The sequence below is a fragment of the uncultured Sutterella sp. genome (assembly GCF_937923675.1).
Lineage (GTDB): Bacteria > Pseudomonadota > Gammaproteobacteria > Burkholderiales > Burkholderiaceae_F > Sutterella.
In genome coordinates, this window is the sequence record NZ_CALDXB010000010.1 from 1 (window position 1) to 22,263 (window position 22,263).

Here is a 22,263-nt window from a genome sequence, read left to right on the forward strand (position 1 = left end):
AGGCAGCGGATTCTGAATCCGCCATACGTAGGTTCGAATCCTACTACCCCTGCCAGGTCGATCAGGTTGTGACAATTTGAAGGTTTTCGCGGTCGTGGCGAAATTGGTAGACGCACTACTTTGAGGGGGTAGCGGAGCAATCCATATGAGTTCAAATCTCATCGACCGCACCACATTCGCTGGGGTATCGCCAAGTCCGGTTAAGGCAGCGGATTCTGAATCCGCCATACGTAGGTTCGAATCCTACTACCCCTGCCAAATGTATTGAGAAGGCTGGTTCGAAGGAACCGGCCTTTTCTTTTGCCTGTACGCCAGAAAAACGCTGATCAGGAGCTGCCGCACAGCGCTTCGAATACTGGTTGCATTAAGTATGCGAAGAGGCTTTGGTAGCGCTCCTGCGTTTGTCTCTGCGCCCCTTCTGCGCTTCAGGCAGCTGAATTCTGCCGGTGCGGATGGATTTAAGCGGCAGGCAACAAAAAAGCCCTGGGCCGACGCAGGCTTCCAGGGCTTTTTGCTTCTGGCGGGATAAAGCGCTCTCGTAGCAATGCATTGAGAGGCTCGTGGTGGGACCACCGGGACTCGAACCCAGATCCGACCCTTAGGAGGGGCCAGTTCTATCCAGTTGAACTATGGTCCCGCCATCTTTCTCGCAAAAGGGAAAAGGATTCTAGCATGCTCCACTAGGATCCGCGACGAACAAGATGAAGCTTGTCGCGTGCGAAGGAAAAAAGCAGATCCTTTGTGCCGGCTTTGCCGAAATCAATTTCGATGATGAGGCTCGTGCCGGTGCCGATGAACTTCTTGACGACGCCTTCGCCGAAGGCGTCGTGCTTAACGATGTCGCCCTTGTTGTAGCCCGACTGCTCGGCAGCCTTCTTCTGCATGGCTTCAAACTGGCCCGTGCCGCGGAAGGACATGCTGTCGCCCGATCCCATCGAGGACGAGCGCCCGTAGGAAGAAGACGAACCGTAGCCGCCTCGTCCCTGCGAACGACCTGAACGACCGGAGCTCCCCCAGGAGCGGCCCCAGCCTTTTTCATCCTGATCCTCATCTTCGTAGGAAGGCTGATAGCTCTTCTTCTTATTCGCCGGACGGATGTCGAGAAGCGACTGCGGGATTTCGTTCACAAAGGAGGAAAGCGGGTTCTTGAAGGCGTTGCCGAACATCAGGCGCTCGCGGGCGTGCGTGAAGGTCAGGTGCTTCTTCGCGCGCGTGATGGCGACGTACATGAGGCGGCGCTCCTCCTCGAGGCCGCCTCCCTTGCTTCCCTTCGATTCGGTCTTGATGGCGGAGAAGTGCGGGAAAAGACCTTCCTCGGCGCCGATGATCCAGACCCAGGGGAATTCAAGGCCCTTCGCTGAATGCACGGTCATGAGCTGCACGGCATCCTGGTCGGCATTCTCGTTCCTGTCGCCGGCTTCAAGCGTCGCCTGCGTGAGGAACCCTTCCATGGGCGAAGGCGAATCGTCGCTTACCGGCGCAAAGGCCGGGTGATTGAGCTCCACCTTTTCGTTTTCAAGCCAGCCCTTGGCGGCTGAAATCACTTCACGCATGTTCTCGACGCGATCGTCGCCCTCCTTTTCCTTCCTTGCTGCTTCCTCAAGACCGGAAGCCTTGATGACATGGTTGATGGCTTCAAGGAGAGGCATCCCGTCCGCGGCAATCCTCATCTGCGTGATGAGGTTCTCAAAAGCCATGAGCTTGGCAGGCTTTTCGATCATGCGGTCGGTGAGAGCCGCCCAGAGGGAAATGCCTCTTTCGCGCGCCGCATTCTGGAGGACCTCAATCGACTTGGCGCCGATACCTCGGGTGGGAGTGTTGACCACGCGCAGGAAGCTCGTGTCGTCCCAGGGGTTCGTGATCATGCGCAGGTATCCGAGCACGTTCTTCACTTCAGCGCGCTCGAAGAAGCGCAGGCCCCCGTAGACACGGTAGGGAATGCCGCGGCCGGAAAGCTCCGTTTCAATCGAGCGCGACTGCGCGTTCGTGCGGTAGAGAACGGCAAAGTCGCGCCATTTCGCGCCCTTATGGCGAGCGTTCTCCATCTGGTCGGCCACCCAGCGCGCTTCCTCGATATCGGTATCGAGCTCCTTCACGGTGATCTTTTCGCCGCTGTCGCCGGCCGTCCAGAGGTTTTTGCCGAGCCGTCCCTCGTTCTGTTCAATCAGGCCGTTGGCGGCATCAAGAATCGCCTTGGTCGAGCGGTAGTTCTGTTCGAGGCGGATGGGGTTCTTGACGTGAAAGTCCTTGATGAAGTCGGTCATGTTGCCGACATTCGCGCCGCGGAAGGCATAGATCGACTGGTCGTCGTCGCCCACGGCGAAGACGGAATTAAGCGCTCCCCCGTCAGGACCGAGCCCCGTACCCGCAAGGAGCTTGAGCCAGCGGTACTGCAGCACGTTCGTATCCTGGAATTCGTCGACCAGAATATGGCGGAAGCGCTGCTGGTAATGAACGCGCACGAGCTCGTTTCTTTCAAGGAGCTCGTAGCAGCGAAGAAGGAGTTCGGCAAAGTCGACGACGCCCTGCTTCTGGCATTCGCTCTCATAGGCGCGGTAGAGATCCACCTTGGTCGAATTGTCGGCGCCGCCGATCGAACCCGAATGCGCGGCCCTCACGCCCTGCTCCTTCATCCAGTTGATGAAGGAGGTGACGGACCTCGGATCCGTCCGTTCCGGATCCACATTGGCCGCCTTCATGATGCGCTTCACCATGGCGAGCTGGTCGGCGCTGTCGATGATCTGAAAGCTCTTCGGGAGCCCCGCATATTCAGCGTGCCGGCGCAGAATCCGATTGCAGAGACCGTGGAAGGTGCCGATCCACATGCGCTTCAGATCATAGGGAAGCATTGACTCCAAGCGGGTCACCATTTCCTTGGCGGCCTTGTTCGTAAAGGTGACGGCAAGGATTTCCGAGGTGGTGGCGAGATGCTCCTCAAGAAGCCAGGCAACACGGGTCGTGAGGACCCGGGTTTTGCCCGAGCCCGCGCCCGCAAGGATCAGAACGGATTCCTCGGGAGCGGTGACGGCCTCGAGCTGTTTGGGATTGAGGTTCTCAAGAAGATCAGACGGCATGACTCGAATAAACGGAATGCTTCAAAAACGGGAAAAGCGATTTTAACCGTCCGGGAAAGAACTTCGAAGCGCCTCTGAGCACTGGCAAAACTCTTCGCCGGAGCGCTCTCCGGCGGGCCTCGAACGGCGCGAAGCCCTGCCCGCTCGGGCTATACTTTCCTGTTATTTTTCTCCACCCACAACTCACACTGGATAAAGAGCGTTATGCGCGAGACATACTCCCCCCAGGAGGTCGAATCCGAAGTTCAGGCGATGTGGAAGGCCGGCGACGTTTATCGCGCCCATGAAGAGGCGCTCGACGCCGAAGGCCATCCGAAGCCCAAGTTCTACGTGTGCTCCATGCTGCCCTACCCGAGCGGCAAGCTCCATATGGGCCACGTCCGCAACTACACCCTCAACGACGTCATGTACCGCTTCCACCGCATGAAGGGCTACAACGTCATGACCCCGATGGGCTGGGACGCCTTCGGTCTGCCCGCGGAAAATGCGGCGCTCTCGAAGAAGGTCGCCCCCGCGAAGTGGACTTACAGCAACATCGCCGACATGAAGGCTCAGATGGAGCCTCTCGGCCTCGCCTTCGACTGGTCGCGCGAAGTCGCCACCTGCAAGCCCGACTACTACCGCTGGAACCAGTGGCTCTTTCTGCGCATGCTCGAAAAGGGCATCGCCTACCGCAAGACCCAGATCGTCAACTGGGACCCGGTCGACAAGACCGTGCTCGCGAACGAACAGGTGATCGAAGGCCGCGGCTGGCGTTCGGGCGCGATCGTTGAAAAGCGCGAAATTCCGGGCTACTACCTCGGGATCACGCAGTACGCGCAGGAACTCCTCGACGACCTGAAGCAGCTCGACGGCTGGCCCGAACAGGTGCGCCGCATGCAGGAGCACTGGATCGGCCGCTCTGAAGGCGTCACGCTTTCCTTCCCCTATGAACTGAGGGGCGAAGCGAAGCTTCTCAACGTCTACACGACCCGCGCCGACACGCTGATGGGCGTCACGTTCGTTGCAATCGCTGCCGAGCACCCGCTCGCCACCTATCTCGCCAAGGACCGCCCCGATCTCAAGGCCTTCATCGCCGAATGCGCCAAGGGAAGCGTCTCCGAAGCCGACATGGCGACGATGGAAAAGAAGGGCGTCCCGACGGGCTTCCATGTCAAGCACCCGCTCACGGGCGAACCCGTCGAAGTGTGGATCGCCAACTACGTCCTCATGGGCTACGGCGAAGGCGCCGTCATGGCCGTGCCTGCGCACGACGAACGCGACTTCGCCTTTGCGAAGAAGTTCGGCCTCCCCATCAAGCAGGTTGTTGCGGTTGAAGGCGAAGCCTTCTCGACCGACGCCTGGCAGGAATGGTACGGCGACAAGACGCTCAAAACGCACCTCGTCAACTCGGGCGAATTCAACGGTCTCGGCCTTCATGAAGCGATCGACGCCATTGCCGCCGCCCTTGAGAAGAAGGGCCTCGGGCACAAGGAAGTGAAGTTCCGCCTGCGCGACTGGGGCATTTCGCGCCAGCGTTACTGGGGCACGCCCATCCCGATGATCAACTGCCCGCACTGCGGCCCGGTGCCGGTGCCCGATGAAGATCTGCCGGTCGTCCTCCCCGAGGACCTCGTTCCGGACGGATCCGGCAACCCCCTCGCCAAGTGCGACGCCTGGAAGAACGTCAAGTGCCCGAAGTGCGGCGGCGACGCTGAACGCGAAACCGACACGATGGACACCTTCGTCGACTCCTCGTGGTACTTCCAGCGCTACTGCTCGCCCGACTGCACGACGGGCATGGTCGACAAGCGCGCCGACTACTGGATGCCGATGGATCAGTACATCGGCGGCATCGAGCACGCGGTTCTGCATCTCCTCTACGCCCGCTTCTGGACGAAAGTCATGCGCGACTTCGGGCTCGTCAAGTACGACGAACCCTTCAAGAACCTCTTCACGCAGGGCATGCTGATGGCCGAGTGCTACTACCGGGATCTTCCGGACGGGCACCGCCGCTGGTACTACCCCGATGAAGTCGAGGTTCAGTACGACGAGAAGGGCCGCCCCGTCGGCGCCATCTCGAAGGAAGACGGCGAACCCGTGGTGCTGGGCGGCATCGAAAAGATGTCGAAGTCGAAGTGCAACGTGGTTGAACCCCGCGACATCATCAACAAGTTCGGCGCCGATACGGCCCGCAGCTTCGTGATGTTCGCCGGTCCCCCTGATCAGTCCGCCGCCTGGTCGAATTCGGGCGCGGAAGGCACCTTCCGGTTCCTCCGCCGCGTCTGGGCCTGGGCTTATGCGCACCGCGAGGAAATCATCGCCGCTCCTGCGGTTGAAGCCTACACGGGCGAAATGAGCCACGAAGCCCGCCACCTGCGCCGCGAAATCCACTCGGCGCTCCGCCAGGCGGAATTCGACTACGGCCGCATGCAGTACAACACCGTTGTTTCTGCCTGCATGAAGATGTTCAACGCGATCGACGCCTTCAAGGGCGACGAGACCGCGGGCGGCAAGGAAGCGCTCAAGGAAGCCGCGTCGATCCTGCTTCGCACCCTCTACCCGGTTGCGCCGCACATCACGACGAGCCTCTGGGGCGAACTCGGCTTCATCCCGCTCATGGGCGACATCATCGACGCCAAGTGGCCGGAATGGTCCGAAGAGGTCATCAAGGCCGATGAACTGAAGCTCGTCGTTCAGGTGAACGGCAAGCTGCGCGGCTCGATCCTCGTCTCCGCCGAGGCCTCTGAGGATGAAATCCGCGAAGCCGCTCTCGCCAACCCGGACGTGAAGAAGTTCGTGGGCGAAGCGACCGTGCGCCGCGTGATCATCGTGAAGAACAAGCTCGTCAACGTCGTGGCGAAGTAAGTTCTTCTCTTCTTCCTGACGGAGAACCGGCATTTCCCGGACGGAATGCGGTTCCCCGTCCCGAAGCCCAACTGAACGGCTCTTTCCTTTTTCGGGGAAGAGCCGTTTTTTCTTGTATAGCTCCTGAAGTCCGGAGAGAGAAGACTCAACAAACATCTTCATCTCATGGCGGCGCCCTCCCGCGGCGTCTCTCCTGAAGGCGCGGAATTGAGGCACGGCAAACCTCTATAATCAATGGACTTCACCCGGCCGCACCGAGGGACGATGTTCTCCCCGGAGCGTGAAGCCGGCAGACCTTCCGCGAGCTCCCAGGGCACACACTTCAAAATGTTCGAGCGACTTACCCGCCGTCAGATCCTCAGCGCCAGCGGCGCACTTCTCGGCTCCACGCTTCTTGCGGGGTGCGGATTCCGCCTTCGCGGACACTTTGATGCACCCTTTGAGACGCTCTACCTTCAGATGACGGAAAACACGCGCTTTTCCGGTCTTCTGAAGCGCATGATCGAATCGGGCTCGAGCATCCGCTGCGTCTCGTCGCCGCGCGAAGCGGACGCCATTCTCGAGCTCCTCTCCATGACGCGCTCGCGCGACATCCTCACCATCAACGATGCCGGGCGCGCCCGCGAGTACGAGCTCACGCTCACGCTCGAATTCCGCTGCACCTCGCCCGAAGGCTACGAGTACGTCGACACGACGCGCCTGATCGCAAACCGCGACATCACGTACACCGAAAGCGAATTCCTTTCGCGCGAGAAGGAAGAGGAAGTCCTCTACGTCGACATGGAGAACGACCTCATCAATCAGATCGTGCGCCGCCTTGAGGCTGCGCGCGCGCCTGAGCAGAAATGAGCATCGCCGCGCCTCAGCTCGAAGCCTGGCTCGGCCGCTCGGATTCGCTCGCGCCCTTCTGGCTTGCCACGGGAAGCGAACCGCTTCTGATGCTTGAATCGGGCGACCTCATCCGGCACCGGGCAAAGGAGCTCGGCTACAGCGACCGGCAGGTGCTTGAAATGTCGGGCACCGCCGACTGGTCTCAGCTCATGGATGCAGCGGCCTCTATCGGCATGTTCGACGACCGGAAGTTTCTCGAGGTTCGTCTCCCCGGCGGAAAGCCCGGCGTCAAGGGTGCAAAGGCCATTCAGGACTTTCTCGCGATTCCGCCCGTTGAAGGCGTAATAACGCTCTTCACGCTCCCGAGACCCGACTGGCAGGGCGTAAAGGCTTCCTGGTGGAAGGCGCTCTCGGAAAAGTGCACCGTTGTCGACTGCGACCCGATTCCCCGTCCGCAGCTACCGGCCTGGATTGCGGCCCGCATGGCAAAACACGGCCAGAAGGCCTCGCGCGACGTGCTTGAATCCTTTGCCGACCTGGTGGAAGGAAACCTCCTTGCCGCCCGCCAGGAAATCGACAAGCTTTCCCTTCTCTTCCCGCAGGGAGAGCTCACCCGCGAAAACATTGAAGCCTCTGTCGGGAACTGCTCGCGCTACACCATCGAGGGACTCGTCGACGCCATCTGCCTCGGCGCTCCCGACCGCGTATCGCGCATCATCGATGGTCTTGAAGCGCAGGGCGAGGTCTTTCCTCTCGTTTTGATGGTCCTCACCTCGCAGTTGAGAAACCTTGTGAAGCTCCGCACCGCTCAGGAAGCCGGCCAGAGCTTCGTGAAGGGCGTCTTCGCCACGCCCGCTCTCAAGGCGGGGGCGCGCCGCCTCAAGCTTCAGAAACTCACGGCCGCCCTTTCCGTTCTCGCCGACATTGACCGGATCTCCAAGGGCCTCGACGTGCCCGATCGCGATTCCGATCCGTGGATTGAGCTCAAAAGCGTCTCGCTCTTCCTTGCGCGTTCCCGCTGAAGGCACGACACAGCCTTCCCGGCGCTCCTTAGAATGAGGAATTCCCTGCGCTCGCAAAGACGAGCGATTTTCTCTTCTGGAGACCTTACCCATGCCGGGATCCATGTCGCCCAAGGAACTCATTGAATCAATCGGAAAAGCTGCCCGCCGCGCGTCGCGCGAGATGACCCGCGCCCGGACGGCAGAGAAGAATCTGGCGCTCAGAACGATTGCAAAACTTCTGCTTGAACGCGAAGCAGAGATTCGCAGCGCGAACGAAAAGGATCTTAAAGCCGCTCGCGCCGAAGGCCTGAGCGAAGCCTTCGTCGATCGCCTCACAATCACGAAGGCCGTTCTCGAACGGATGGCGGAAGGCGTGATTCAGATTGCCGATCTTCCCGACCCCATCGGAACGATCTCAGAAGTCCGCCCGATGCCCTCCGGCATTGAAGTCGGCCGCATGCGCGTGCCCCTCGGCGTCATTGCGATGATCTATGAGTCCCGCCCCAATGTGACGGTGGACGCCGCCGCACTCGGCCTTAAATCCGGCAATGCCGTCATTCTGCGAGGCGGCCACGAAGCGCTTGAAAGCAATCGCGCGCTCGCCCGCGTCGTTGCCGAAGGCCTTCGCACTGCCGGTCTTCCCGCTGAAGCCGTTCAGCTGATTCCAAGTTCCGACCGCGCGCTCGTGGGCGAACTCATCCGCGCCCGCGACTATGTCGACGTTCTCATTCCGAGAGGCGGCAAAAGCCTCATTTCGCGCCTCATGGCCGAGGCGACCGTGCCGATGATCAAGCACTTGAACGGCATCTGCCACACCTATGTCGATGAGGTCGTCGACCTTGACATGGCCGTAAAGGTTGCTGACAACGCGAAGACCCAGCGCTTCTCGCCCTGCAATGCGACGGAAACGCTTCTCGTCCATGAAGCCCAGGCTCAGGCCTTCCTTCCCCTTATCGGCAGGATTTATGCAGATAAATCGGTCGAAATGCGAGCCGACGAGAAAGCGCTCAGGATTCTTCAAAATGCGGGGCTTCCCGCCATTCCGGCAGTTCCCGAAGACTGGGACACGGAATACAACGCCCCCATCATCAGCATTGCCGTGGTCTCGAGCCTCACTGAGGCGATCGACTTCATCGACCGCCACAGCTCGCGCCACACCGACGCCATTCTTACCGACAGCGTCAGGGCTGCGGAGAGGTTCCTGCGCGAAGTGGACTCCAGCTCCGTCATGGTGAATGCATCCACGCGATTCGCCGATGGGTTTGAGTACGGGCTCGGGGCTGAAATCGGCATCTCCACCGACCGCCTTCATGCGAGAGGGCCCGTCGGTTTGGAAGGCCTTACGTCCCTCAAGTACGTGGTCTACGGGCACGGCGAAGGGCGTTCCTGACGGATCCTTCATGCTTAAACGTGCCTTTGCAGCTTCTTTCGTTAGAAGACCGGAACGGTCGTCTGACTGAAAATCGAGGTTGTACCTATGAAAGTAGTATTTTTATAAGTACTACTTTTCTTTGAAGTACTTTGCTTGGTACTTCATTGGAAAACAGCCAAAGTCATCACGTCTGGGAACCATCGTCATGGCCGCATTTTTGGGACGCGAGCAGGAACTCAAAAACTTAGAGACTTGCTACGCTCGCAACCGCTTTGAGTTCTGCGTCATGTACGGCAGGCGACGGACGGGCAAAACAACGCTACTCAATCACTTCCGGCGTGGCAAACGGAGTGTCTATATCGCCTGCCAGCCGGGCGGCCCGGCAGTGAACCTTGCCAATTTCAACGCCGCCATTGCCGCGCTCTTTCCGGAAACCGGGGGCCTGAGCTTTCGTTCATTCCGGGACGCCCTCGAAATGCTCTTTCGCAGGAGCCGGGAGGAAAAGCTCGTTCTCGTAATCGATGAGTTTCCCTCTTTGGGAAAAGAAGACCCAGACATCACCTCAGTGCTTCAAAACCTCATCGAGGCCTATCAGGATGCGTCGCAGATGTTTCTTATTCTCTGCGGCTCCTCCATGTCCTATATGACAGAAAAGGTCCTCGGCTGCGAGTCGCCTCTTTACGGCAGGAGCACTTGCCAGATTGAAGTGAAGCCCTTCACCTTCCTTGAGTCATTGAGCTTCCTTGCGCCCTTTTCTCTCGAAGAAAAGCTCGCGCTCTACGGCGCCATCGGCGGAACCCCCGCGTACCTGAAGGAAGTCGATCCCGGGCTTTCCTTTGAAGAGAACATGAAGACGCTCTTCCTCGACCCGCATTCGCCATTTCTCGAGGAGCCCGTCAATCTTTTAAACCAGGAGACCAAAAGTGCCGGCCTAGCCCCAAGCGCGGCATCAGCCGTGATGTCATATCTGATCGATCAAAGCCTCGTCCAGAAAGAAACGCCTTTCGACGATCCCAACGGTAAAAAGACCATCTACGCCATCTCCGACAATTTCTTCCGTTTCTGGTTCCGCTTCATCGCACCTCAGAGGTCCAATATTGAAGGCGGCGAGTTGACGGAGGTGCTCTATAAAGACATTGCCCGAGCGCTGACGACTTTTCTTGGGCCCGTCTTTGAAGATGTGTGCCGTCAATATCTGCGGCGCCGGCTTGCAGCCGGGACGCTTCCTGGTGGCTTCACAGAATTCGGCCGTTGGTGGGGAGCATATGCGAGAGAACGCAGACAAGGCGAAATCGACATCGTCGGCGTGGCTCCGGACAATGTGCGTCTCTTCTGCGCATGCAAATGGAGAAATGCACCAACGACCGAAGACGTGCTCGATTCCCTCAACGAGCTCTCCAAACAGTTCCGTTACACCGAACGTCACCTCATGCTCTTTTCGAAAAGCGGATTCACGGACGGCTGCCGGCAGCTCGCCAGGCGAATCGGGAATGTTGAGCTTATGAGCTTCGAAGACATCATGGCGATGTGAAAAGGACGGAGCCCCAGCGGACGCCGGAGGATCAGAAGGAATCAGCCTTCCGTTACGCATCACCAACCGAACGCCTCTTCGAATCCGCCATCAGGCCCTTTAAAATAAGGGCTCGATTTTTTACTTCTGACCTCACACTGAAATCCTCATGCCGAGCTTTGTCTTTCATGCGCCCTGCCCCTTCGGGCTCGAAGAGCTTCTCTCCAGGGAAATTCTTGCGCTCAACGCTGATCCCGATCTCGTCCGTCCCGGCAAGGGCGGCGTTTCCTTTGCGGGCGGTCTCGACCTCGGCATGGCCGTGTGCCTTCACTCCCGGTATGCGACCCGCGTTCTTCTGCGCGTTGCTTTCGACGAATACTGGGACAGCCGCGACGTCTATTCCATCGCGCGCAGAACGCCCTGGGAAAAGTGGTTCGGTCCCGACGTCACCTTCCGCATCCATTCGACCGCAAACCGCTGCCCGCTCGAAAGCCTTGACTTCGCGACGCTTCGCATCAAGGACGGCCTCTGCGACCGCTTTAATGAGCTTGCCGGCCGCCGTCCTTCCGTCGACCGCCGCCGCCCGGACGTGCGCCTCGAAGCCTACTTCACGTTCGACCACGTGAGCTTCTACATCGATCTCGCCGGCGAATCGCTCTTCAAGCGCGGCTGGCGCCTCGAGCACGGCGAAGCCCCTCTCAAGGAAAACCTCGCGGCGGCGCTTCTTGCGCTCTCCGGGTGGACCCCTGAGAAGCCCCTCGTTGACCCCTTCTGCGGCTCCGGCACGATCGCAATTGAAGCGGCTTCCATCGCCGCCAACATGGCGCCGGGCCTCAACCGCTCCTTTGCCTTTGAATCCCTCTCCGGGTTCGATCTCGACCTCTGGCAGGAAATGAAGGAAGATGCCCGGGCAGCCGTGAACCTCCATGCGAAGGTCCGCATTGAAGCGCACGACATTTCCTCGATCGTCGTTGAGAAGGCGATTGAGAACGCGCGCCGCGCGGGCTTCGGCGCCATGATCGACGACGGGCGCCTCCTCTTCAGCCTGGGCGATGCCCGTGAGATTCAGGCGCCTGAAGGCGCGGAAGCCGGGCTCGTCATCGCCAATCCCCCCTACGGCGAACAGTCGAACCCCAAGTCCGCATCGATCGCCGCGATGATGCGCGATTTTGCTGCCGCGCTCAAAAGCAACTTCCCCGGGTGGACCGCGTGGCTTCTCACGTCCGACAGGCTTCTCCCCGGCCAGATGCGCCTCAAGGAATCGCGCAAGATCGTGCTCTTCAACGGGCCCCTCGAATGCCGCTTCTTCCGCTTCGACATGGTAGCGGGAAGCAACCGCAGAAAGCCTGCGGCCAATTAAGAGAAGGCTTTCAGTCAAAAGAAAAGCCGCTGCGACGGAGAAGCGCAGCGGCTTTTTCTTTTTGTCTTCGAACTTCGAAGCCGGTTACTTATTGGCGAGGAGTTCGCGGCCGAGCGCATCGACCTTGTAGATGCCGGCGCGGAACTTTTCCTTCGTCATTTCGTAGGGCACGCAGGTCCATTCCTTAATCGTGACGGCGCGATCAACGAGGGCATCGACCTCTTCGGGCTTCGTAATGTCGAGTTCGCCGAGCGTCACCGGGAGGCCGAGGACGCGGTTGAACTCGAGCATGCGCTCGAGCGCTTCGTCGTTGCCGTCGACCGCATGGAGGACGAGCGTGCCGAAGCTCACGACTTCGCCGTGCAGGTGCTTGTGAATGACGGGGAGCACCATGGAGGCGTTGTAGAAGCAGTGGGCGAGCGAGGAGTTGTAGTAGTAGCTGTCCTTCGTCGTCACGAGATTCGACGTAATGCCGGTCGAAATAATGATGTCGAGGACCGATTCCGTGAAGGCTTCGGTAACCTTGCCTTCGCGGAAGTCGAAGAGCGCCTGACGGCCGTAGGTAAGGAGCGGCTCTTCGCAGACGAGGCCCACCTGGACGCCGAGGAGCGGCGTGTGGGAGAGGGCCTTGCCGCGCGAGGCGAGCTGGCTTTCCGCCTGCTTCGAGAGCGCGTCGCCGATGCCCGCCCAGAAGAGCTTCTCGGGGCTGTCGAGAATAATCGACGTGTTGATGAAGCAGTGCGTCGCGCAGCGCTTCGGGAAGTGATAGTGGTCAAGCGCGCCGTTCTCCTTGTAGATGACCGCAATCGCCGTCACCGGAGCACAGTTGGAAGCCACGGTCGGAACCGAAAGGAAGGGCTTGTCGAGAATGTCGGCCGCGGTCTTCACCGTATCGACCGCACGGCCGCCGCCCACGCCGAAAATCATGTCGGCGCCCTTCACCTTTTCGTTCGAGGTGATGCGCTCAACGTTGGCCATCGTGGCGTCCTTGCCGTAGACGAACCAGTCGACGATTTCAATGCCGGCCTTTTCGAGACCCGCACGCAGCTGCGGACCCGCCTTTTCAAGGGCCGTTTCACCGCCCACCACGGCAGCCGTCTTGCCGAGGAAGTGGGTGACTTCGCCGATATTGTCGTAGCAGTTCGGACCAACGCTGTAATGGGGCAGCGTCACTGTGTAGTTTTCAGCCATTTTGTCTTTTCTCCGTTGATTGGATGGGAGCGCAGATTGCGTGCCGGCGCGCTTTTGGAACTGCACTCGGAAGCCCGCATTCCTGGTGCATGAGGCACCTTTTGAGGGCGGGTCTGTCGATTCTAGGAAAAGAGAGGATCATCCAAAGAGAGGCGGAGAAAAGAATTCCTCTCTTCCTTGCGGCACTTCCAACGGGAATGGATATTCGCCCTAAGCAGAAAACCTCAAATGGCAGAAAGCTCGATTCTGAGGCAATAAAAAACCCCCGGCGTTCGTAAACGTAGGGGGTTTCGGGCAAAGGGCCTTCCGGCCCTGTCGCTTCGAGGATTAGGCTTCGGCCTTGCGGACGAGACGTTCCTTGATGCGGGCAGCCTTGCCGGAGCGTTCGCGCAGGTAGTAGAGCTTGGCGCGGCGGACGTCGCCGTGACGCTTCACTTCGATGCTGGCGATCATCGGGGAGTAGGTCTGGAACGAACGTTCCACGCCTTCGCCGGACGAGATCTTGCGAACGATGAACGAGGAGTTGATGCCGCGGTTGCGACGGGCAATGACGACGCCCTCGAAGGCCTGGACGCGCTTGCGCGAGCCTTCAACCACGTTGACGGAGACGACAACCGTGTCGCCGGCGCGGAAATCGGGGATGGTCTTGCCGGCGGTGACGCGGGCGAGTTCTTCCTGTTCAAGAACCTGAAGGAGATTCATTTTTTGCTCCAAAGCCATCATCATGCGGCCTGAATGTTAGGGGACAAAATCCCGCCGCAGATAGGATGGTGATTGTTGTGAAAGGGACAGCGCGGATAGGGTTATCTGCGCCCGCCCCTGGATTCGATCTTCGCGCCGAGAGACCTGAGGAACTTATAGTCCTCCTTGGTCAGCAGACCCGAAGAATCGGCGATTGTAATGAGGTCGGGGCGCGTCTGCAAGGTGAGCTCGAGACTTTTTTCGCGCGACCACTTTTCAATATTCTTGTGGTGCCCCGAAAGGAGCACCTCCGGCACCGGCATGCCGCGCCAGACTTCTGGCCGCGTATAGTGCGGCGCGTCGAGAAGCCCTGTCGCGAAGCTCTCGTCCGAAGCAGAAAGATCCTTGATGGCGCCGGGGATCTGCCGCACGACGGCGTCGATCAGGGCGCACGCGGGGATTTCGCCCCCGGAAAGCACGAAGTCCCCGAGGCTCACGACCTCATCAACCTCGGCTTCAAGGAACCGTTCGTCAATCCCTTCGTAGCGTCCGCAGACGAGCACCACGGGCTCTTCGTCGGCCGCAATTTCCCTCACGCGCCGGTCGGTGAGGCGCGTGCCGTTGGGCGCGAAGCTCATGACGCGGCCGGTGTTGCCCGACTGACGGATCGCAGCGAGCGTCTGAGCGAGGGGCTCAGCCATCATCACCATCCCGGGGCCGCCCCCGAAAGGCCGGTCGTCGATCGTGCGGTGAAGGTCTGTGGCCGTTTCGCGCGGGTTCCAGGTGTTGAGGGACCAGAGGCCGCGCTTTCTCGCCCGCGCCGTGATGCCGCAGTCGCGAACGCTCGCAAAGATTTCCGGAAAGAGCGTAATGACGTCAAAACGCATGGAGTTCACCTTTTGAGACTTCAGCGCCAGGCCGGATCCCAGTCAAAGACCGCGCGCTTTTCCTCAGGGTTGAGTTCAAGCACGTAGACGTCCTTGACGTTCGGGATGAGAAACTGCTTCTTTTCTCCGGCTTCATCCTCATACTCAATGACGAAGAGATCCTGTGCGCCGTTGGAGCTGACGCCCGCAATGACGCCCAATTCCGTCCCCTCGCGGTTGAATGCGGGAACGCCTTCAAGGTCGATCGCCCAGACGGCATCCTGGCCGGCAGCCGGGAAGTCCTTCCTGAAGACGCCGACCTTCACGCGGACGGCATCGGCCGCTTCCTTCGATTCGCATCCGTCCCATTTGGCGATGAGTCCCGTGCCGTGAACGCGAAGTCCCTTCACATGCACGGGCGTCTTGACGCCGAGGCGGTCGACAAGCACCCAGTCGCGCACTTTCTGGAGCACCTCGCCCGTACCTTCAGGCTGAATGCGCACCCAGCCCTTGAAGCCGTAGGCGCCGGCGGTGCGGCCGAGCTCGATGAGTTCGTCCGGGGAATCGCTCCGGGAGATGTCGGAATCTGTCATAGCGAATGAAGAATGGGAATGTTGCAGACAAGCGAAACCCCGCATTTTCCTCTGGCGTAGATACCGGACTCCATTTTGGCGACCTTCCCTGGTGCTGATCCAATGTGCTTTGACACGAGAGGCACGATCTGCGAGCGGGAAGCTTCGCGGGAGTCCGCACCGAAAAGAGATGCGGGGTTTTTCAGCGGGACGGAAGATGCTTCAGGGAAGCATCCCGTCCCCTTCAAGAACTGAAATTATTCAGCCTTGGCAGGTTCTTCAGCGGCAGGGGCCGGCTGAGCCTTGAATTCCTTGACGAGACGGGCAACCGTTTCGGAGAGCTGGGCGCCCTTGCTCTGCCAGTAAGCGACGCGCTCGAGATTGATCTGGAGCTTGACAGCCTGGCCGGCAGCCATCGGGTTGTAGAAGCCGACGCGCTCGATGAAGCGGCCGTCACGACGGCAGCGGGAGTCGCAAACGTTGAGGGAGTAGAAGGGACGCTTCTTGGCGCCGCCACGGGCGAGACGAATGATGACCATGAGTTACCTCTTAAATCATTGGTGCGTTGAATCAAAACCGAACCCCCGTCCCGGGGAGAAGCGGTTCTGCGAAAGTTTTGTGCAATTCCGGGCGAGCGGCATTGAACTGCTTTCCCGGTCTCACAGAATGCGCGATTCTACTCGAGATGGGAAGCCTTCTGCAAGCAGAAGTACATGGGTTTATCGGTCAGAGCGCCTGCGCGCGGCGCTGCAGCCGATCGAGCACGGCAAAAATAATGAGCGTGAACGCAGAAAGAAGAAGACAGAGCGCTGTTGCCGCGTCGAAATCCGCGCGCGATACGGCGTTGAAGATTTCAAGCGAGAGCGTATTCGTCTTTCCCGAAATATTGCCGCCGATCATCATCGTGATGCCTACTTCGCCCGAAGCCCGGGAAATGCCGAGAAGGAGGCCGGCAAGGATCTGCCCGCGAACGAGGGGGAGCGTCACCCGCCGAAAAACCGTGACGACATTCGCGCCGTGCACGCACGCGGCGAATTCAAGGCTTTTCAGGCGTTCGCCCGAAAGCGCGGCCTCAATGGGACGCACCACGAGGGGAAGGCCGGCAATGAAGGCGGCGAGAAACACCGCATTCTCAGAGAAGACAATGGAGAGTCCTGCCTCATCCAGAATCCCGCCCAATAAGCCGCCTCGTCCGAAAAGGAGGAGGAGCAGGTAGCCGAGCGCCACCGGCGGGAAAACGAGGGGGAGCGTCACGACGAAGCTCAGGGTCCGCACCCAGAAGGCGCTTCTTCTCGAAAAGAGGAGCGCAAGAAGCGGTGCAAAAAGAATGAAGCCTGCGCCCGCGGCAGCACAGGTCTTTGCCGTGAGGGTCACGGCAAAGAGGAGCTCAGGCGACCCCAGAAGCGAGCGCAGGGTATCCATCAGCGTCTATTCCGATCAACGGACGACGCCGAATTTGTCAAGAATGGCATCCGCCTTAGGCGAAGAAAGCCACTGCAGGAACGCCTTCACGTCGGCTGCTTCGCCTTCCGCGCCCTTCACGGGCTGCGCAGTCATGCGGATGGGTTCATACCCTTCCTTCACCGCCATGAAGCCCCCGAGCTTCGCCTTTCCCTGTCGCGCGGCGAGGAGATTGATGAAGCCCGCATCCATTTCTCCCTGGGAAACATAGGAGAGGACCTGCGGAACCATGGAGACGACGTTCATCTTGGACGCAACGTCCTTGCCGAAAGCGGCGCCGTCAAGGAATTCCTTCGCGGCGCGGCCGTAAACTGCGGCCTTCGGATCCGGCATGGCAATGCGCTTGACCTCGGACTTGGCGAGGTCAGACGGAGCCTTGAGCTCAAGTCCCTTCCTCCAGGCAAGGATCAGAGGCGTGTCGCCCAAGCGAACGCCGGCATCGACGTTAAGGACCGTCGTGAACTTCTTAAGGCTCGTGGCGTCCGAAATCACGACCGTCACGGGGCTTCCGCTCTTTACCTGAGCGAGCATCTGTCCGATGTTGCCGCCGAAGGCGCGCGAGACCTTTGCGCCCGTTTCCGCTTCGTACTTGTCGGCAAGGGCCTCCACCATCTTGACGTAGCCGCCGCCCGTCGTCACGGTGACCTGCGCCGAGGCGCCGGCAGAAAAGCCGAAGGCTGCGAGCACGGCAGCCGTCAAAAGAATCTTCTTCATGAAAGAGTCTCCTCCGTAAAAGCACTCCGCGGAATTTCTGCGATCGTTCCGTCCTCAACGAGGAAGGCTCGGTCGGCGAGTCTTCTCATCTCTTCTTCCGAGTGCGTGATGTAAATAAAGGGAACATTCATTCGGCGCGCCGCCCCGTCAATAAAGTCCATGAGCACGTGCCGACGCCTGGGGTCAAGGCTCGAGAGCGGTTCATCAAGAATGAGGAGCCGCTCGGCGCCCATGAGGGCCCGCCCGAGCGCAACGCGCTGCGCCTCGCCGCCCGAGAGCCCGGAGGGGAGACGTTCAAGAAGCGGCTCAAGCCCGAGAATTTCAATCGTTTCGTCAAAATCGACCGCAGACTTCCGGCCGCCGAAGAGGCTCGGGAAAAGGATGTTTTCCCGCACCGTGAGATGCGGAAAAAGCCGGTGCGACTGAAAGACGAAGCCGATTCCGCGGGACTGCGGCGGCAGCGAAATGCGGCGTGCGCGGGAATAAACCGTCAGGCCTTCAAGTTCGATCTCGCCGTCATCGGGCCTCATCGCGCCCGAAAGGAGATTGGCAACCGTCGTCTTCCCCGCTCCCGATTCGCCTCGAAGCACATTGATGCCGCGCTCAAGGTTGAGTTGAGCCTCAAGGGTGAAGCCGCCAAGCGTCTTTCGGAATCGGGCCTTCAGCATTTAGGAAAAAGTCTCCCGCAGCAAAAAAATGTCGCTATTCCCAATATGAATAACGAGGAACAACTCTAGCCGATTGCCGCGTCTCCCGCAATAATCCTTACGACGCAAGAAAAAGCGGTCCCGGGAATCCCAGAGACCGCTTCTCACAGAGCGCGGATTTCCCTTTCGGGATCCGATGCGCTTATTTGCCGAGCTTGCCCTTGAGCGCCCGGCAGGTTTCGGCGCCGTCAGCGACGAGACCGTAATCGGCCACTTCAAAGATCGGCGCTTCGGGGTCCTTGTCGACCGCAACGATCACCTTGGCATCCTTGATGCCGGCCGTGTGCTGGATGGCGCCCGAAATGCCGAAGGCCATGTAGAGCTGCGGGGCAATCATCTTGCCCGTCTGACCGACCTGCCAGTCATTGGGGCAGAGCCCCATGTCGACCGCCGTGCGGGTGGCGCCGATGGCAGCGCCGCAGGAGTCGGCGAGTTCCTCGAGGGCCTTGAAGCCCGCTTCGTCGATGAGGCCGCGGCCGCCCGCGACGACAACGCGTGCGGAGACGAGTTCCGGACGATCGCTCTTCGTTTCCGTGAACTTCACGAAGCGCGAGGTGTCGTCGGCATCCGGGCATTCGACGGTTTCAATGGGGGCGGCAACCTCGCCTTCCCCGGTTGCTTCGAAGGCGGTCGTGCGGACAGTGCCCACCACGACGACTTCTTCGGTTTCGACCGTCGCAAGAAGCGACCCGGCATAAATGCCGCGAACAAAGGTCTTCGGACCCTTCACGCCCACCACATCGGAAATCGCCGTGAGGTCGAGCATCGCCGCAACGCGGGGCATGGCGGCCTTGCCGAGCGCCGTCGCAGCAAAGAAGATGTGGGAATACCCGGGAGCTTCCGCCACGACAAGGTCCGCGAGGACCTCGGGGAGCTCCTGCGCGAGCTTCGCGTTCTCGGCGAGAATCACCGTGCGCACGCCCTTCAGCTTCGCGGCCTTCTCGGCCACGGCCTGGCAGCCGTTGCCGGCAACCAGAATGTCGACGGGCTCACTCATCTGGAGGACGGCGGTCAGCGCATGCGCGGTCGCAGGACGCAGATTCACATTGTCATGATCAGCAATCAGAAGCGCAGTCATTCTTTCGTTCCTTCAAATCCTTAGATCACATGCGCTTCGTTGCGAAGCTTCTCAACGAGCTCATCCACGCTCGAAACCATCACGCCTGCCTTGCGTGCCGGCGGAGGTTCGACGGAAAGCGTCTTCACGCGCGGCGTGAGATCGACGTCGAGTTCGCCCACGGGAATCGCTTCCACGGGCTTCTTGCGGGCCTTCGCCATGGAGGGAAGCGTCACGTAGCGGGGCTCGGCAAGGCGGAGGTCCGCAGTGATCACGGCCGGGATCGAGAGTGACACGGTCTGCGTGCCGCCGTCGGTTTCGCGCGTGACGACGAGGCGTCCGTCGTCCGCGAATTCGATTTCGCTTGCAAAGGCGCCAAGCGGATAGCGAAGGAGCCCCGAAAGCATCGGGCCCGTCTGACCGCAGTCGTCGTCAATCGCCTGCTTGCCGAGAAGCACGATGCCGGGCTTCTCGCGCTCGACGATCTGAGCAAGAATCTTCGCGGCGGCGAGAGGTTCGACGGCGTCGTCGGTAACCACATGAATGGCGCGGTCGGCGCCGATCGCCATGGCGGTGCGCAGAACATCAACCGACTTCGCGCCGCCGATCGAAACCGCAACCACTTCCGAGGCTTTTCCCGCTTCCTTCAGCTCGACGGCCTCTTCAACCGCAATTTCATCGAAGGGGTTCATCGCCATGCGGGCGAGCTTGATGTCCGGTCCGGAATGGTCCGGGAGCGGGCGGACCTTGACCTTCGCGTCAACGACCCGCTTCACAGCAACTAATATCTTCATTGCGTTCCTCAACAAAAATCGGGATGCGCCCCGGTCCGGAGCTCGCAGCCTGGGCTTCTTCCATTAACCGAAGCGCTGGCGGAACCTTCTGCGGAGGGGAGGATTATGAAGGCGGAGAGAAGCTCCGCCTGAGAGCAATTCGCAATTATAACGGCGGGAATCCCTTGAAAATCGCCGCCGTTAGATGATTTTGAGCGGTTTTAGCCGTCTCTCAGAGAACGAGCGGAAGAACCGCTCCCGCTACGCAGGCGTAGCGGATGCCTTTGCCGACGGCAATGGCGAGAAGGCTCATGAGCGGGTCAATCCTGAGCCACCCCGCCGCCACCGGAATCGCGTCTCCCACGACGGGAAGCCACGCAAAAAGAAGCGCCCAGGCGCCCCAGCGCCTCACCCACAGGACGGCCTTCGTCTCCCGCTTCACCGTTGGGATGAAGCGGCCGATCACCCAGGAAGTCATGGAGCCCAGCGTGTTTCCTGCCGTCGCGACGGCAAGGAGCCAGGCCCAGCGCTCGGGCTGCGCGGCGAGCGCCCCGGCGAGCATCACTTCGGAGCCCCCGGGGAAAAGCGTCGCCGACACAAAGGCCGTCACGAAGAGCGCAATGTCGATGCTGTCGCTCGCAAAGAGCGCAAGCACCCATGCCGTCATGTCGCCCATCAGCGAAAGAGCGCCTTCATTTCAGCCGTGCGCTTCAGGGCTGCTTCCACGGCCTCGTCCATCATCCGGTCAATGTCGAGCCGGTTCATGACCTCGAGCGCCTTTGCCGTCGTGCCGCCCTTGCTCGTTACCTTTTCGCGCAGAAGCGAGAATTCCTCGCCGGACACGCGCGCAAGCTCAGCGGCGCCATAGACCGTGCCGAGCGCGAGCGCATGAGCGCTCTCTTCAGAGAGCCCGCGCTTCAGGCCCGCCTTCTCGAGCGCCTCCATGAAGCGGAAAACGTAGGCCGGACCGCTCCCGGGGATAGCGCCCACAAGGTCGATCTCCGACTCATTCCTCACTTCGACGACCTCGCCCCCGGCGCGCAGCACGCGGAGCGCCGCCTCGCGAAGCGATTCGTCCATCCCTTTAGGCGACCAGAGCCCGGCAATGCCGGCCCCGACCATCGCCGGGGTATTAGGCATCGCGCGCATGAGGGGGTAGCCCCCGAGCCAGCCGGAAAGAACGCCCGCTTCGATGCCGGCAGCGATTGAGAGCGCAGCTCCCTTCGGGTTCAGAAGCTTCACGATCGGCTCCACTGCCGCCTTCATGGTCTGGGGCTTCACGGCGAGCACCAGAAGATCGCAGGCCGTGATCCAGCCGCCCGGCTCCTTATGCGTTCTGGCGCCCAGGGCTTCGAGCTTCGCGAGCTTTTCCGGGTGATGGTCCACCACGTGAACCGTCAGGTCTTCGGCCTTCTCCTTGAGAAGGCCCCCGATCAACGCCGCGGCCATGTTGCCGCCGCCCAGAAATCCTATCGTCAGCATGATTCTCTCCTAAATTCCAAGTCAGGCTTTTTGCGCGTAATTGCGTTCGCCGAAAATGGCGCGGCCGATCCGCACCATTGTGGATCCGGCTTCAACGGCTTCGTCCATATCTGCGCTCATGCCCATGGAGAGCGTGTCGGCATGGGGATGAGCCTTTTTAAATTGATTGAAGAGCTCCCGCATCGCGAGAAGCGGCTTCATGCGGGCCTCATAGGTCTCCGCAGGCGCCGGAATCGCCATCAGGCCGCGAAGCCTCACGCGGGGCAGCATTTCGATTTCTGCGGCGAGCGCCTCGAGCGCATCGGGCTTGACGCCCGACTTCGATTCCTCGCCGTCGATATTGACTTCGATAAGCAGGTTGAGGGGCGGAAGATCCTCCGGACGCTGCTCGGACAAGCGCCTCGCAATGCGTTCACGGTCAATCGACTGCACCCAGTCGAAGCGCTCGGCAACGCCGCGCGTTTTATTGGCCTGGAGCGGCCCGATGAAATGCCATTCGAGCGCGAGTTCCGGATGGTGCTCGCGAAACCAATCCACCTTCGAGCACCCTTCCTGAGCGTAGTTTTCGCCGAAGGCGCGGGCGCCGAGCTTCGCGCACTCGAAAAGCGCCTCCGCGCTGAAGGTCTTACCGACAGCAAGAAGCGTCACGTCGCCGGCGCTCCTCCCGGCCTTCTTCTCCGCCTCATGGAGCTCCTGAACAACGTGATTCCACCGGGCATCCAGCCCGGGAGTCAGATCGGTCATGGCATTCCTTTAAAAGT

Annotated in this window: 20 protein-coding genes and 2 tRNA genes; 7 read left to right on the plus strand and 15 right to left on the minus strand. The window is 60.3% G+C overall.

Annotation, left to right across the window (positions count from 1 at the left end; all coding sequences use genetic code 11):
- The first annotated feature begins 88 nt into the window (after positions 1–88).
- A tRNA-Leu gene (locus Q0106_RS00615) sits at positions 89–173 on the plus strand.
- Between the two features lie 388 nt (positions 174–561).
- On the opposite strand, the gene Q0106_RS00620 is transcribed toward Q0106_RS00615, so the two are convergent.
- A tRNA-Arg gene (locus Q0106_RS00620) sits at positions 562–637 on the minus strand.
- Between the two features lie 43 nt (positions 638–680).
- Positions 681–3,074 carry a UvrD-helicase domain-containing protein gene (locus tag Q0106_RS00625; RefSeq protein WP_297607566.1) on the minus strand — a complete coding sequence of 798 codons (2,394 nt, stop codon included), beginning with the start codon at positions 3,072–3,074 and terminating at the stop codon, positions 681–683.
- 204 nt (positions 3,075–3,278) lie between these two features.
- Between Q0106_RS00625 and leuS the strand changes: the two genes are divergently transcribed.
- The 6 genes from leuS to Q0106_RS00655 all read left to right on the plus strand — a co-directional run bounded on the left by leuS (position 3,279) and on the right by Q0106_RS00655 (position 11,998).
- On the plus strand, positions 3,279–5,921 hold the full coding sequence (leuS, locus tag Q0106_RS00630; protein WP_297607567.1) for a leucine--tRNA ligase: 2,643 nt from the start codon (positions 3,279–3,281) through the stop codon (positions 5,919–5,921).
- Between the two features lie 327 nt (positions 5,922–6,248).
- Positions 6,249–6,770 (plus strand): LPS assembly lipoprotein LptE, encoded by a 522-nt coding sequence (gene lptE, locus Q0106_RS00635; RefSeq protein ID WP_297607569.1) that lies wholly within the window; start codon positions 6,249–6,251, stop codon positions 6,768–6,770.
- Positions 6,767–7,774, plus strand: coding sequence for a DNA polymerase III subunit delta (gene holA, locus Q0106_RS00640; RefSeq protein ID WP_297607570.1), 1,008 nt, complete (start codon positions 6,767–6,769; stop codon positions 7,772–7,774). The genes lptE and holA overlap by 4 nt, the downstream gene beginning before the upstream one ends.
- Before the next feature lie 91 nt (positions 7,775–7,865).
- Positions 7,866–9,146: a glutamate-5-semialdehyde dehydrogenase gene (locus Q0106_RS00645; RefSeq protein ID WP_297607572.1), complete on the plus strand. Its 1,281-nt coding sequence runs from the start codon at positions 7,866–7,868 to the stop codon at positions 9,144–9,146.
- Between the two features lie 187 nt (positions 9,147–9,333).
- Positions 9,334–10,659 (plus strand): ATP-binding protein, encoded by a 1,326-nt coding sequence (locus Q0106_RS00650; protein WP_297607574.1) that lies wholly within the window; start codon positions 9,334–9,336, stop codon positions 10,657–10,659.
- 148 nt (positions 10,660–10,807) lie between these two features.
- Complete coding sequence (locus tag Q0106_RS00655; RefSeq protein ID WP_297607576.1) at positions 10,808–11,998, plus strand: THUMP domain-containing protein; 1,191 nt, start codon at positions 10,808–10,810, stop codon at positions 11,996–11,998.
- An 84-nt stretch (positions 11,999–12,082) separates the two neighbouring features.
- Here the strand turns inward: Q0106_RS00655 and Q0106_RS00660 are convergent, their stop codons facing one another.
- The 13 genes from Q0106_RS00660 to Q0106_RS00720 all read right to left on the minus strand — a co-directional run bounded on the left by Q0106_RS00660 (position 12,083) and on the right by Q0106_RS00720 (position 22,246).
- Complete coding sequence (locus tag Q0106_RS00660; RefSeq protein ID WP_152157832.1) at positions 12,083–13,189, minus strand: iron-containing alcohol dehydrogenase family protein; 1,107 nt, start codon at positions 13,187–13,189, stop codon at positions 12,083–12,085.
- A gap of 327 nt (positions 13,190–13,516) precedes the next feature.
- Positions 13,517–13,891, minus strand: a complete 375-nt coding sequence (rplS, locus tag Q0106_RS00665; RefSeq protein WP_139687814.1) for a 50S ribosomal protein L19 — start codon at positions 13,889–13,891, stop codon at positions 13,517–13,519.
- 101 nt (positions 13,892–13,992) lie between these two features.
- Positions 13,993–14,757 (minus strand): tRNA (guanosine(37)-N1)-methyltransferase TrmD, encoded by a 765-nt coding sequence (gene trmD / locus Q0106_RS00670; RefSeq protein WP_297607580.1) that lies wholly within the window; start codon positions 14,755–14,757, stop codon positions 13,993–13,995.
- A gap of 20 nt (positions 14,758–14,777) precedes the next feature.
- Positions 14,778–15,329 (minus strand): ribosome maturation factor RimM, encoded by a 552-nt coding sequence (rimM, locus tag Q0106_RS00675; RefSeq protein ID WP_297607582.1) that lies wholly within the window; start codon positions 15,327–15,329, stop codon positions 14,778–14,780.
- Positions 15,330–15,565: 236 nt separating this feature from the next.
- Positions 15,566–15,847: a 30S ribosomal protein S16 gene (gene rpsP, locus Q0106_RS00680; RefSeq protein ID WP_297607584.1), complete on the minus strand. Its 282-nt coding sequence runs from the start codon at positions 15,845–15,847 to the stop codon at positions 15,566–15,568.
- 187 nt (positions 15,848–16,034) lie between these two features.
- Entirely contained in the window at positions 16,035–16,730 is a 696-nt protein-coding gene (locus Q0106_RS00685) for an ABC transporter permease subunit (protein ID WP_297607586.1), read from the minus strand.
- Positions 16,731–16,745: 15 nt separating this feature from the next.
- On the minus strand, positions 16,746–17,483 hold the full coding sequence (gene modA / locus Q0106_RS00690; protein ID WP_297607588.1) for a molybdate ABC transporter substrate-binding protein: 738 nt from the start codon (positions 17,481–17,483) through the stop codon (positions 16,746–16,748).
- Complete coding sequence (locus Q0106_RS00695; protein WP_297607590.1) at positions 17,480–18,151, minus strand: ATP-binding cassette domain-containing protein; 672 nt, start codon at positions 18,149–18,151, stop codon at positions 17,480–17,482. The genes modA and Q0106_RS00695 overlap by 4 nt, the downstream gene beginning before the upstream one ends.
- A gap of 181 nt (positions 18,152–18,332) precedes the next feature.
- Positions 18,333–19,268, minus strand: coding sequence for an electron transfer flavoprotein subunit alpha/FixB family protein (locus Q0106_RS00700; RefSeq protein ID WP_152157824.1), 936 nt, complete (start codon positions 19,266–19,268; stop codon positions 18,333–18,335).
- A 20-nt stretch (positions 19,269–19,288) separates the two neighbouring features.
- The gene (locus Q0106_RS00705; RefSeq protein WP_152157823.1) at positions 19,289–20,041 is read right to left on the minus strand and encodes an electron transfer flavoprotein subunit beta/FixA family protein; all 753 of its coding nucleotides are present in this window, start codon (positions 20,039–20,041) and stop codon (positions 19,289–19,291) included.
- Between the two features lie 211 nt (positions 20,042–20,252).
- Complete coding sequence (locus Q0106_RS00710; RefSeq protein WP_297607593.1) at positions 20,253–20,696, minus strand: YqaA family protein; 444 nt, start codon at positions 20,694–20,696, stop codon at positions 20,253–20,255.
- On the minus strand, positions 20,696–21,502 hold the full coding sequence (gene proC, locus Q0106_RS00715) for a pyrroline-5-carboxylate reductase (protein ID WP_297607595.1): 807 nt from the start codon (positions 21,500–21,502) through the stop codon (positions 20,696–20,698). Before proC ends, Q0106_RS00710 begins: the two co-directional genes overlap by 1 nt.
- A gap of 21 nt (positions 21,503–21,523) precedes the next feature.
- The gene (locus Q0106_RS00720; protein WP_297607596.1) at positions 21,524–22,246 is read right to left on the minus strand and encodes a YggS family pyridoxal phosphate-dependent enzyme; all 723 of its coding nucleotides are present in this window, start codon (positions 22,244–22,246) and stop codon (positions 21,524–21,526) included.
- Positions 22,247–22,263 lie beyond the last annotated feature (17 nt).